Raw genomic sequence first — 12,596 nt, forward strand, 5'->3', positions numbered from 1 at the left:
ATGCGGGCGTGCCCATGATTACCCTGAAGCTCAATGGTCAAGACCATCAACTCGACGTTACCGAGGACATGCCGCTGCTCTGGGCAATCCGTGACGTGGCCGGTTACAACGGCACCAAATTCGGCTGCGGTATGGGCCTGTGCGGTGCCTGCACCATTCATATCGAAGGCGCTCCGGCGCGTAGTTGCATCACGCCGATCGGCTCGGTTCTCGGGCAGAACGTCACGACCATCGACAACCTGCACGCCGATCCGGTCGGCAAAGTCGTGCAGCAAGCCTGGCTCGATACGGCCGTAGCTCAATGCGGTTTCTGCCAGGGCGGGCAAATCATGTCCGCAACCGCACTGCTCAAGACCAATCCGAACCCGAGCGACGAACAGATCGAAGAGGCGATGGTCGGCAACATCTGCCGTTGTGGCACCTACAACCGCATCAAGACCGCCATCCGCGAGGCATCCACTCACCTGAAGGAGGCCAAGGCATGAGCCAGATACCGAATGATTTCGCCCTGAGCAACCTCAGCCGCCGTGGTTTCCTCAAGGGCGTCGGCGCTGCGGGTGCGTTGGTGGTCGCCGCGAGTTGGGGCTGGCAAGATGCGTTTGCCGAAGAGAAAGAGAAGAAATTCGGCGCCGAAGGTATGCCCCACGGCTGGGTCGATGATCCTAAGGTTTACGTCAGCATCGCTACCGATGGCACAGTAACTGTGGTTTGCAACCGCTCGGAAATGGGCCAGGGCGTACGCACCAGCCTGACCATGGTTGTGGCCGACGAACTGGAGGCTGATTGGGCGCGGGTCAAAGTGAAACAGGCGCCGGGCGATGAGGTACGTTTCGGCAACCAGGACACCGACGGTTCACGCAGCATGCGCCATTGGTACGAGCCGATGCGTCGTTGCGGTGCCGCTGCGCGGACCATGCTGGAACAGGCCGCTGCCGACCAGTGGAAAGTGCCTGTCGGTGAATGCCATGCGCAACTGCATAAAGTCATCCACACACCTTCCGGTCGTGAACTGGACTACGGTGCACTGGCCGCCGCTGCTGGCGCACTGGCCGTACCGGAACGTGACAGCTTGCGACTCAAACAAACATCGGAATTCCGCTACATCGGCAAGGAAGGCACCAAGGCCATCGACGGTGACGACATCGTCAACGGTCGTGCCGTGTATGGCGCCGATGTGCATTTCGACGGCATGCTGTTCGCCACGATTGCCCGGCCAGCGGTGTATGGCGGCACGGTCAAAAGTTTCGATGCTTCGGCGGCGATGAAAGTCCCGGGCGTGGTCAAGGTCGTGCAGATCGAGAGCCGTCCGCTGCCATCGGAGTTTCAACCGCTAGGCGGCGTAGCCGTGGTGGCGAACAATACCTGGGCTGCGATCAAGGGCCGTGAGGCACTGAAAATCGAATGGGATGACGGTGCCAACGCCAGTTACGACTCGATCGCTTATCGCAAGGAACTGGAAGCCGCTTCCCTGAAACCCGGCAAAGTGGTGCGCAATACCGGTGACATCGACGAAGCCATGAGCAGCGCCGACAGCACGCTGGAAGCGTCCTACTACTTGCCGCATTTGTCGCAGTCGCCGATGGAACCGATGGTCGCCATCGCCCGTTACAAGGATGGCGTGTGCGAAGCCTGGGGCCCGAGTCAGGCGCCGCAAGTCACCCGCACGCGGATTGGCGAACGCCTGGGGCTGCCATTCGACAACGTCACCTTTAATGTCACCTTGCTCGGCGGTGGTTTCGGTCGTAAGTCCAAGCCTGACTTCATCATCGAGGCGGCCATCCTGGCCAAGGAATTCCCCGGCATTGCGGTGCGGGTGCAATGGACCCGTGAAGACGACATCCATTGCTCCTACTTCCACACTGTCTCAGCCGAGTACCTGAAGGCCAGCCTGAGCAAGGATGGCCTGCCGTCCGGCTGGTTGCACCGTACGGTGGCACCGAGCATCACCGCCTTGTTTGCTTCGGGCATGAACCATGAGGCGGCGTTCGAGTTGGGCATGGGTTTCACCAACATGGCCTACGCAATCCCCAATGTGCGCCTGGAGAACCCTGAGGCAACGGTGCACACCCGGGTCGGCTGGTATCGTTCGGTGTCGAACATCCCTCACGGCTTCGCGATTCAAAGCTTTGTCGACGAGTTAGCGCACAAGGCCAAGGAAGACCCGCTCAAGTACCAGATCAAGTTGCTCGGCCCAGACCGGCAGGTCGATCCGCGTACCTTGAGTGAAGTATGGAACTACGGCGAATCGCCCGAGCGGTATCCGATCGACACCGCGCGTTTGCGCACGGTGCTGGAAACCGCCGCCAAAGCATCCGGTTGGGGACGCGAGTTGCCGAAGGGCCGAGGCCTGGGCCTGGCAGTGCATTACAGCTTTGTGACCTACGTGGCGGCGGTGATCGAGGTCGAAGTCAAAGATGATGGCACGTTGATCGTGCACAAGGCTGACATCGCTGTGGATTGCGGGCCGCAGATTAACCCCGAACGAATTCGTGCTCAGTTCGAGGGCGCCTGCGTCATGGGTCTGGGCAACGCGGTGCTGGGCGAAATCAGTTTCAAGGACGGCAAGGTCCAGCAGGACAACTTCCACATGTACGAAGTAGCGCGCATGTCCCTGGCGCCGAAGGAAGTCGCCGTGCATCTGGTCACTCCACCGGGCAACGTTCCGTTGGGAGGTGTCGGCGAGCCAGGCGTGCCGCCGATTGCTCCGGCACTGTGCAACGCGATTTTCGCCGCCACCGGCAAACGCATCCGTGTCTTGCCGGTTCGTTACCAGCTGCAAGGCTGGAATAAGGCCGAAGCCTGATGGACAGCGCCGATCTGAATGTCCTGCGTAGCGTGCTGGAATGGCGCCGCGCCGGTCAGCGGGTGGTGTTGTACAGCGTGGTCCAGACCTGGGGTACCGCGCCCCGGGCACCTGGCGCCATGCTCGCGCTACGCGAAGATGGCGTGGTGATTGGCTCGGTGTCCGGTGGTTGTGTCGAGGATGACCTGATTGCGCGGTTGCATGACGGTCGGATTCCGGCTGACGGACCGCCGGTGCAACTGATTACCTACGGCGTGACCCGCGAGGAAGCGGCCCGCTTCGGTTTGCCGTGCGGTGGCACCTTGCGTTTGACCGAGGAGCGTGTCGGCGACCCGGCATGGGTCGCCGAATTGCTGGCGCGCTGCGAGGATCACCAAATCGTGGCGCGTTCGCTTGATATTGCGACGGGTGAAGTGGTTTTACAGTCGGCCGACAAGACGGATTTGCTGACTTTCGATGGCAAGACGCTACGGGCCATTTATGGCCCGCGTTGGCGCTTGTTGCTGATCGGGGCGGGGCAACTGTCCCGTTATGTCGCCGAAATGGCCCGTCTGCTGGATTTCGAAGTACTGATCTGCGATCCGCGAAGCGAGTTCGTCTACGGTTGGGAGGAGCAGCACGGCCGATTTGTCTCGGGCATGCCCGACGAGGCGGTGCTGAACATCAAGACTGACGAGCGCACGGCCATTGTCGCTCTGACTCATGACCCGCGACTGGATGACATGGCTCTGCTCACGGCGCTTGATTCCAGGGCTTTCTATGTCGGTGCGCTAGGCTCTCGGATCAACAGCCAGAAAAGGCGGGACGATTTGGCTCAACTAGGCTTGTCACAACAGGCCATCGATCGGCTGCACGGCCCGATCGGCCTGCACATCGGCAGCCACAGCCCGGCGGAAATCGCCTTGTCGCTGATGGCCGAGATTGTGGCGATCAAGAATGGTGTTGAGCTGAAACAGAAAAAGCAGTTGCGGGAGAGCGTATGAGTGAGCCTGTCGGTGTCATCGTTCTGGCGGCGGGGCAGGGCAGTCGGTTTCGACAGGTCGCGGGCGATGAAAAGGACAAGTTGCTGGCGGACTGTACAGGGCGTGATGGCGCCATCCGTTCGGTGATTGAGCACGTGCTGGTGAGTTTGCCGGCCGCACTGGGCAAGCGTGTACTGGTGACTACCGCGGATCGCCCGCAAGTCATCCGTATGGCCAAGGCCTATGGCTGCGAGATCGCGTTGGTCGAGTCGACCGGAATGGGTGACAGCATTGCGGCCGGGGTGGCGGCGTGTGCGCAGCTCAATGGCTGGTTGATGGTGTTGGGGATATGCCGTTCATCCTGTCATCAAGCATTGAACAAATCGTGGCGCAAGTCACCGATGGGTGCATCAGTGTGCCGGTGCAGGGTGGCGAATATGGGCATCCGGTGGGGTTTGGGCGCAGTTTTGGTCCGGGGTTGTTGGCGTTATCGGGTGATCGTGGGGCCAAGCCGCTGTTTGCGCAGGGGCGGGTGATTGAAGTCTCGGTGGATGATCCCGGTGTGTTGTGGGATGTAGATGTGCCGCAGGCCTTAGTGTTTGTCTGATACACCGCCTTCGCGGGCAAGCCTCGCTCCTACAGGTTTTTTTGTTCACATAATCAGCGAGCAAGACAAATCCTGTAGGAGCGAGGCTTGCCCGCGAAGAACGATAACGCGCTCTCCCCGCTTCACATAAAAAAAGCCCCACCAGGGTTCACCAGGCGGGGCTTTTTAATTGGCTGATGGAATCAGACGAGAGGTTTAGGCTCGTGTTCTTTTTCCTGGGCCTGTTCGTGTTGCTCTGCCGCTTCCTGAACGGAGCGCGGTGCTTCGTGGATCACGGACTGAGCTGGCTCTGCAGCAACTTCGACAGCCGGGGCAGGTGCTGCCTCGACTGCATCAGCAACAACCACTTCAGCCGGAGCAGCAGCGGCAGCCAGTTCGGCTTCCTTCTGCAGACGCTCTTCTTCACGCTTGCGACGACGCACTTCACGTGGGTCGTTCGGCGCGCGGCCACTTGGCGTCAGCGCGCTGACAGTGGCGGCTTCGACCACTGGAGCAGGCTTTTCGGCAACAACCGGCACTTCAACCACAGGAGCAGGCTCGGCAGCGGCAACCACTGGCTCGGAGACCATCGCTTCAGCCACTTCGGCTTCGGCGGCTGGCGCCGGTACAGCTTCGGCAGCGGCTGGCTCGGCAACCCAGTTGAACGCAGTTTGCTCTTCGCGAACTTCACGAACGGCTTCAGTCACGGTTTCGACCACTGGTTCTGCGGCAACCACTGGTTCAGCGACGGCGGCTGGCTCAGCGGCAGCTTCAACCACAGGCTGTGCCTCAGGCGCTGGTGCCAGTTCGATTTCCGGCGATGCGGTGGCTTCGACCGGCGTTGTCGCTTCAACGACTGGCGCTTCGACTGGAGCAGTTTCCAGAGTGGCGGCAGTGGCACGTTCTGCTTGCTCGTTGGCTTGTGCTTCGGCCGGAGCACTGATCACGGAGCTGGCAACCGCAGCGGTCACAGCCAGGCCAGCGGCCAGATCGGCAGCGCTTGGCGCTTCGCTGGTTTCGTTGCCTTCGCCGGACTCGGACTCATCTGAACCTTCGATCACGTTGCCATTGGCATCACGTTGACGCTCACGACGGTTGCTGCGACGACGCTGGCCGCGGGAGCGGCGGCGTGGGCGATCGCCTTCGGCGCCGTCCTGGCCTTCTTCAAGCAGTTGCTCTTCGTTGGTTGGCAGCTCTTCTTCGGCAACGGCAGTAACGGCAGTAACGGCAGCAGCGGCTTGCTCGGCGCGCGGTTGACGTTCTTCACGTGGTGGGCGTGGAGCACGCTCTTCGCGTGGCTGGCGGGCTGGACGTTCTTCAGCGGTAGTGTCGGCTGCCGGAGTGGCATCCAGAGGCTCGCGCAGTTCACGTACGCGCTCTTCACGCTCGCCGCGTGGCTTGCGATCTTCACGCGGGGCGCGCGGTGCACGTTCTTCACGCGGAGCACGAGGTGCGCGTTCTTCGCGAGCTACCGCTGGAGTTTCTTCACGGGCTTCGCGTGGCTGACGCTCTTCGCGTGGCTCACGTGGTGCGCGCTCTTCACGCGGTGCACGTTCTTCGCGAGGCTTGCGATCTTCATCGCGGCGACCGTTACGGCTGCGGCTCTGCTGGCGACCGTTGCGACGCTCTTCGTTGCGAGCCGGACGCTCGGCAGCCGGTTTTTCGACCACGACCGGAGCAGCAGGCTCTTCCTTGGTGGCGAACAGGCTGACCAGCGTTTTTACCAGGCCTTTGAACAGGCTTGGCTCTGGTGCGGCGACGACCGGTGCGACCACCGGAGCAGCGACTTCACTCGGAACCGGAGCATTGGCGCGGGCCGGAGCAGTCTTGACCGCAGCTTCCTGACGAACCAGGGTGCGGGTCGCGGCGGCTGGCTGGACTTCTTCCACTTCGGCAGCGGCAGCGGCGAGTTCGTAGCTGGACTGGTTGGTGGCAGCTTCCGGACTGTCATCGCGCAGACGCTGAACTTCGAAGTGCGGCGTTTCGAGGTGATCGTTCGGCAGAATGACGATGCGGGCACGTGTGCGCAGTTCGATCTTGGTGATCGAATTGCGTTTTTCGTTAAGCAGGAACGCGGCCACCGGGATCGGCACCTGAGCACGTACTTCTGCAGTGCGGTCTTTCAGGGCTTCTTCTTCGATCAGGCGCAGGATTGCCAGCGACAGCGATTCAACATCACGGATGATGCCGGTGCCGCTGCAGCGTGGGCAAACGATACCGCTGCTTTCACCCAGGGATGGGCGCAGGCGCTGACGGGACATTTCCAGCAGGCCGAAGCGCGAGATGCGGCCGACTTGCACGCGAGCGCGGTCGGCTTCCAGGCATTCGCGGACTTTCTCTTCCACGGCGCGCTGGTTCTTGGCAGGGGTCATGTCGATGAAGTCGATGACGATCAGGCCGCCGATGTCGCGCAGGCGCAACTGACGGGCGATTTCTTCGGCGGCTTCAAGGTTGGTCTGCAGAGCGGTTTCTTCGATGTCGCTGCCTTTGGTAGCGCGCGCCGAGTTGATGTCGATGGACACCAGGGCTTCAGTCGGGTCGATAACGATGGAACCGCCGGAAGGCAGTTCGACGACGCGCTGGAACGCGGTCTCGATCTGACTTTCGATCTGGAAACGGTTGAACAGCGGAACGGTGTCTTCGTACAGCTTGATCTTGCTGGCGTACTGCGGCATGACCTGGCGGATGAAGGTTAGGGCTTCGTCCTGGGCTTCGACGCTGTCGATCAGCACTTCGCCGATGTCCTGGCGCAGGTAATCGCGGATGGCGCGGATGATCACGTTGCTTTCCTGGTAGATCAGGAATGGCGCGGAACGATCCAGCGAGGCTTCTTTGATGGCGGTCCAGAGTTGCAGCAGGTAATCGAGGTCCCACTGCATTTCTTCGCTGCTGCGGCCCAGGCCGGCAGTGCGCACGATCAGACCCATGTCGGCCGGGGCAACCAGACCGTTCAGGGCTTCACGCAGTTCATTGCGCTCTTCGCCTTCGATGCGACGGGAGATACCGCCTGCACGCGGGTTGTTCGGCATCAGTACCAGGTAACGACCGGCCAGGCTGATGAAGGTGGTCAGGGCTGCGCCCTTGTTGCCACGCTCTTCTTTTTCGACCTGAACGATGACTTCCTGGCCTTCGCTCAGGACGTCCTTGATGTTGACGCGGCCTTCGGGGGCTTTCTTGAAGTATTCGCGGGAGATTTCTTTGAGGGGCAGGAAGCCGTGGCGCTCAGAGCCGAAATCGACAAAGGCAGCTTCAAGGCTTGGTTCGATGCGAGTAATCCGGCCTTTATAGATGTTGGCTTTCTTTTGCTCGCGTGCACCGGATTCGATGTCCAGGTCGTAGAGGCGCTGGCCATCTACCAGTGCAACACGCAACTCTTCGGGTTGAGTTGCGTTAATCAGCATTCTTTTCATGTAGTACCGTCGGTTTCCGGGCTGCCGGAAACGGCGTTCGGCACACACGACTTCTCATGGTCGGTGTCAGGTGCGTCGGGAGTGGTTGGCCATTCCCGTGTCCAGCGATGTCCGGCCAATGTGGGCCTGCATCGCGACGTACGCGTCCTGCTTGCTGTGGCTACTTAAGCACTCAGTCAGGAGGAGGAATCAACCGGCGGCTGTGGACGAGATGAAGCGTCTTGATAAAGCCTAGTGCTACACAGTCCAGCGGTTGTGCATCTCCACCCTACACGTATCCCTGATAATTCGGGTGCTGCCGCGCGCAGAATCCGCAGCGGGTTGGCATTTACCGTGAGCTCCGAAAGGGGAGGTCACGCATCATGGCTAATTTAGGCGTTGTTTCCGAAGCGTTCGCTCGGGGTCATTCGCAGCTGACTGCACTTTGTGAACTGGCCGTGAATATTGGCTCGCGTAGCGAGTGAAAAACTCTGCTTTGCGGCGTGATTCAGGCCTCATGTCACCTGCGCTCGTTACACCTGAAAACTCCACCGTTACGTAGCGAAAGCCCCGTAGGACGGCCTCGCGTCCTGGTGAATTGCGTTGGTCAGGGCCGGTTTTTGACCGTTGGTCCGCTGTCCAGGCCGCTTTTGGCGACGTTCGCGACTATAGCAGTAATGATTAAGTGCTTCAATTCCATAAAAAATTGATATCATCCGCGCCATGACGACTACTGCCCCCTCGACTCCAGGCGTACAACTGCTTGAGGTCTCGCCGGAATATGCCGGCCAACGTATTGATAACTTCCTTCTCGCTCGGCTCAAAGGCGTGCCCAAGACCTTGATTTACCGCATTTTGCGTAAAGGCGAAGTGCGGGTGAACAAAGGTCGGATCAAGCCCGAATACAAGCTGCAGGCGGGCGATATCGTGCGCGTGCCGCCGGTTCGCGTCCCTGAGCGTGACGAACCGGTGCCTCTGGCCCAAGGCCTGCTGCAGCGGCTCGAAGCCTCGATTGTCTTCGAAGACAAGGCGCTTATCGTGATCAACAAGCCTTGCGGAATTGCCGTACACGGCGGCAGTGGCTTGAATTACGGGGTGATCGAAGCTTTTCGCCAGTTGCGTCCGGATTGCAAGGAGCTTGAGCTGGTTCACCGTCTCGACCGAGACACCTCCGGCCTGCTGATGATTGCCAAAAAACGCAGCATGCTGCGTCACTTGCACACAGCACTGCGCGGCGATGGCATCGATAAGCGCTACATGGCGCTGGTTCGCGGTAATTGGGCATCTTCGATCAAGCAAGTCCGTGCGCCACTGGGCAAGAGCAATCTGCGCTCCGGTGAGCGTATGGTCGAGGTCGACGAGGAGGAGGGCAAGGAATCTGTGACCGTGTTCAAGGTCCTGCGTCGCTTCGGTGACTTTGCCACCATGATCGAGGCCAAGCCGATCACCGGACGAACTCACCAGATTCGCGTCCATACCCTGCACGCCGGTCACTGCATCGCTGGCGATACCAAGTACGGCGATGACGATTTCAGCAAAGAAATTCGTGATATGGGTGGCAAGCGCCTGTTTCTGCACGCCTACATGCTGACGGTGCCGCTGCCCGATGGCGGCGAACTGAAGCTTCAGGCGCCAGTCGATGAAATGTGGGCCAAGACAGTGGAGCGCCTGAGTGCACCCATCTGATTACAAGCTGCTGATTTTCGATTGGGATGGCACGTTGGCCGATTCCATTGGTCGGATCGTCGAAGCGATGCACGTGGCATCCGAGCGATCCTGTTTTCAGTTGCGCGATGACTTCGCGGTCAAAGGCATCATCGGTCTTGGGCTGCCGGAGGCAATCCGCACGTTGTATCCCGAAATTACCGATGTCGAATTGGTGGCGTTTCGTCAGCACTATGCGGATCACTACATCGCTTCGGAAGCTGTGCCTTCACCGTTGTTCGAGGGTGTAGTCGAGTCGCTCGAGGCGTTTCGTGCCGAGGGTTATCATCTGGCTGTCGCAACCGGCAAGGCGCGTCGCGGGCTGGATCGGGTATTGAAGTCTCACGGCTGGGAAAATTACTTCGACATCACTCGTGCGGCGGATGAAACCGCCAGCAAGCCGCATCCGTTGATGCTTGAGCAAATCCTTGCCCATTGCGAGGTTCTCCCGGAGCAGGCGTTGATGGTCGGCGACTCATCTTTCGATTTGCAGATGGCGCGCAATGCCGGGATGGGCTCGGTGGCTGTCAGCTATGGAGCTCAATCGATCGATGCACTGAAATTGTTCGAGCCGCGTCTGGCCATTGATCGCTTTTCAGAATTGCACGCCTGGCTGAGTCAGCGGGCTTAATACGTTTTTGCTGGGGTAGATGGCATGACCGACGAATGGAAAGCGCCCACAAAGTTGAGCGCAGAGAGCGGTGACGAAAAAAGCTGGAAGCTGCTGGAAAAGACTTTGCTGGCGGGTGTTCAGGAGCAGCGCCGGTCCCGTCGCTGGGGGATTTTCTTCAAGCTGCTGACCTTTGTGTACCTGTTTGTTGCGCTGGCCCTGTTCACGCCGCTGATGGACATGGAAAAAGCCGCCACGCGCAGTGCCAACTACACGGCGCTGATCGACGTGACCGGGATGATTGCTGATAAAGAGCCTGCCAGTGCTGACAATATCGTGGGCAGCCTGCGTGCCGCCTTCGAGGATGACAAGGTCAAGGGCGTCATCCTGCGCATCAACAGCCCAGGTGGCAGTCCGGTGCAGTCGGGTTACGTCTATGACGAGATCCGCCGTCTGCGCGGTTTGCATCCGGATACCAAGCTGTACGCGGTGATTTCCGATCTCGGTGCTTCAGGTGCCTACTACATCGCCAGTGCTGCGGATCAGATCTACGCCGACAAGGCGAGCCTGGTGGGCTCCATTGGCGTGACAGCGGCCGGTTACGGCTTCGTGGGTACCATGGAGAAGCTCGGTGTCGAGCGCCGCACTTACACGTCCGGCGAGCACAAATCGTTCCTTGATCCCTTCCAGCCGCAGAAGCCGGAAGAAACTGCCTTCTGGCAAGGTGTGCTCGATACTACGCACAATCAGTTCATCAATAGCGTCAAGCAAGGCCGTGGCGATCGCCTGAAGGATAAGGAGCATCCGGAGCTGTTTTCGGGGCTGGTCTGGTCTGGCGAGCAGGCGCTGCCGCTGGGGTTGATTGATGGTCTGGGCAATGCCAGTTCGGTTGCGCGTGATGTGATCGGCGAAAAAGAGCTGGTGGATTTCACCATTCAGGAATCGCCTTTCGATCGTTTCTCGAAAAAACTCGGCGCCAGCGTTGCCGAGCATTTGGCGATGTGGATGGGGTTTAACGGTCCATCACTGCGCTAACGATCCGGTTATATAAAAAGATCGCAGCCTTCGGCAGCTCCTACGGTGGATATGAATTCCGGTAGGAGCTACCGAAAGCTGCGATCTTTTGCTTTTCAGGGGATTTGCACGCCTTCGACCAGCAGCATGTCCACGAGCCGGATCAAAGGCAGGCCGACGAGGCTGGTGCTGTCAGGGCCCTCGGTGCTCTGAAACAGGGTCACGCCCAAGCCTTCGGCCTTGAAGCTGCCAGCGCAATCGTAGGGCTGTTCTGCGTGCAGATAGCGTTCGATGCGTGCAGTGTCGAGCGTGCGCATGTGTACAGTGAAAGGCACGCAGTCGACCTGGCAGTGGCCGGTCTGGCTATTGAGCAGGGCCAGGCCGGTCAAGAAGGTCACGCTGGCGCCGCTTGCGCTCAGCAGTTGTTCGTGAGCCTTTTCGAAGGTGTGCGGCTTGCCGATGATTCTGTCGCCGAGCACGGCGACCTGGTCGGAGCCGATGATCAGGTGTGCGCCATGGCTGCCGGCCAGCGCCCGTGCTTTTTCTTCGGCGAGGCGTTTGACCAGATCAACGGCAGACTCGCCCGGGCGATGGCTTTCGTCGATGTCTGGTGAGCTGCAGATGAACGGCAACTGCAGGCGGGCCAGCAATTCCCGGCGATAGACCGAGCTTGAAGCGAGTAATAAAGGCAGCATGCGCATCTCCAAAAGGCAGGTGCGGATTCTAGCGGAGGCTTGCAAGTGACGGACAGGGCTGAATTTCCTTTGACATGGGCGGGTGCATCCCTATAATGCTGCGCCTATGTTGAATGACCCGATTCCACCTCACGTTGACCCGCGCAAATTGGCTGACCGTGGCACCACCCTTCAAGGTGAAATGCTGCTGGCCGATTTGGAGAGACTCTGCGACCCGCTTTCCGACAATGTCGGTACGGTGCAGGCTAAATTCGTTTTTGAACGAGATGAACGTAAATCTGTGGTTATCCACAGCTTTATCGACACCGAAGTCAAAATGGTTTGCCAGCGTTGTCTTGAGCTGGTCACCCTGCCGATCCATAGCGAATGTAGTTATGCTGTGGTGAAGGAGGGTGCGAATACCCAGTCGTTGCCGAAAGGTTATGACGTGCTGGAACTGGGCGAAGATCCTTTGGATCTGCAGTCACTGATCGAGGAGGAGCTTTTGCTCGCCTTGCCCATTGTGCCTGCTCATCATCCGGAAGAATGCCAGCAGCCGGCGGGTCTCGATGAGCCCGAACCGAGCGAGGACGAGGTAACGCGGTCCAACCCGTTCAGTGTATTGGCGCAGTTAAAGCGTGACCCAAACGTTTAGGAGTTAATCAATTATGGCTGTTCAGCAGAACAAAAAATCCCGCTCTGCCCGTGACATGCGCCGTTCGCACGACGCTCTCGAGGCTAGCACCCTGTCTGTAGAAAAAACCACCGGTGAAGTTCACCTGCGTCACCACGTATCGCCAGAAGGCGTATACCGTGGCCGTAAAGTGATCGACAAGGGCGCTGACGAGTAATCA

Annotated in this window: 10 protein-coding genes and 1 pseudogene; 9 read left to right on the top strand and 2 right to left on the bottom strand. The window is 59.6% G+C overall.

Features of this window, described 5'->3' with window-relative positions; all coding sequences use genetic code 11:
* Positions 1–14: 14 nt before the first annotated feature.
* The 4 genes and pseudogenes from CES87_RS14820 to CES87_RS14835 form a co-directional block, all read left to right on the top strand.
* The gene (locus CES87_RS14820) at positions 15–485 is read left to right on the top strand and encodes a (2Fe-2S)-binding protein (RefSeq protein WP_128606691.1); all 471 of its coding nucleotides are present in this window, start codon (positions 15–17) and stop codon (positions 483–485) included.
* Positions 482–2,803: a xanthine dehydrogenase family protein molybdopterin-binding subunit gene (locus CES87_RS14825; RefSeq protein ID WP_128606692.1), complete on the top strand. Its 2,322-nt coding sequence runs from the start codon at positions 482–484 to the stop codon at positions 2,801–2,803. Before CES87_RS14820 ends, CES87_RS14825 begins: the two co-directional genes overlap by 4 nt.
* Positions 2,803–3,786, top strand: coding sequence for an XdhC family protein (locus tag CES87_RS14830; protein ID WP_128606693.1), 984 nt, complete (start codon positions 2,803–2,805; stop codon positions 3,784–3,786). The genes CES87_RS14825 and CES87_RS14830 overlap by 1 nt, the downstream gene beginning before the upstream one ends.
* A pseudogene (locus CES87_RS14835) lies at positions 3,783–4,231 on the top strand (NTP transferase domain-containing protein); the annotation flags it as partial. The gene CES87_RS14830 and the pseudogene CES87_RS14835, both read left to right, overlap by 4 nt.
* A 323-nt stretch (positions 4,232–4,554) precedes the next feature.
* On the opposite strand, the gene rne reads toward CES87_RS14835, so the two are convergent.
* Positions 4,555–7,761 carry a ribonuclease E gene (gene rne, locus CES87_RS14840; RefSeq protein WP_128606694.1) on the bottom strand — a complete coding sequence of 1,069 codons (3,207 nt, stop codon included), beginning with the start codon at positions 7,759–7,761 and terminating at the stop codon, positions 4,555–4,557.
* A gap of 702 nt (positions 7,762–8,463) precedes the next feature.
* Between rne and rluC the strand changes: the two genes are divergently transcribed.
* From rluC to CES87_RS14855, 3 genes are read left to right on the top strand one after another with little or no spacing between them, the layout of a single operon-like run.
* On the top strand, positions 8,464–9,426 hold the full coding sequence (gene rluC / locus CES87_RS14845) for a 23S rRNA pseudouridine(955/2504/2580) synthase RluC (RefSeq protein ID WP_128606695.1): 963 nt from the start codon (positions 8,464–8,466) through the stop codon (positions 9,424–9,426).
* Positions 9,413–10,075, top strand: a complete 663-nt coding sequence (locus tag CES87_RS14850) for an HAD-IA family hydrolase (protein ID WP_128606696.1) — start codon at positions 9,413–9,415, stop codon at positions 10,073–10,075. Before rluC ends, CES87_RS14850 begins: the two co-directional genes overlap by 14 nt.
* 24 nt (positions 10,076–10,099) lie before the next feature.
* Entirely contained in the window at positions 10,100–11,089 is a 990-nt protein-coding gene (locus tag CES87_RS14855; RefSeq protein ID WP_128606697.1) for a S49 family peptidase, read from the top strand.
* Between the two features lie 95 nt (positions 11,090–11,184).
* Here the strand turns inward: CES87_RS14855 and CES87_RS14860 are convergent, their stop codons facing one another.
* Positions 11,185–11,763 (bottom strand): nucleoside triphosphate pyrophosphatase, encoded by a 579-nt coding sequence (locus CES87_RS14860; protein WP_128606698.1) that lies wholly within the window; start codon positions 11,761–11,763, stop codon positions 11,185–11,187.
* Positions 11,764–11,869: 106 nt separating this feature from the next.
* Here CES87_RS14860 and CES87_RS14865 point away from each other — a divergent pair, with 106 nt between their 5' ends.
* Entirely contained in the window at positions 11,870–12,397 is a 528-nt protein-coding gene (locus tag CES87_RS14865; RefSeq protein WP_008050439.1) for a YceD family protein, read from the top strand.
* 13 nt (positions 12,398–12,410) lie between these two features.
* Positions 12,411–12,593, top strand: coding sequence for a 50S ribosomal protein L32 (rpmF, locus tag CES87_RS14870; protein WP_003179396.1), 183 nt, complete (start codon positions 12,411–12,413; stop codon positions 12,591–12,593).
* Positions 12,594–12,596: the final 3 nt, after the last annotated feature.

The sequence above is a fragment of the Pseudomonas sp. ERMR1:02 genome, from assembly GCF_002277815.1.
Classification (GTDB): domain Bacteria; phylum Pseudomonadota; class Gammaproteobacteria; order Pseudomonadales; family Pseudomonadaceae; genus Aquipseudomonas.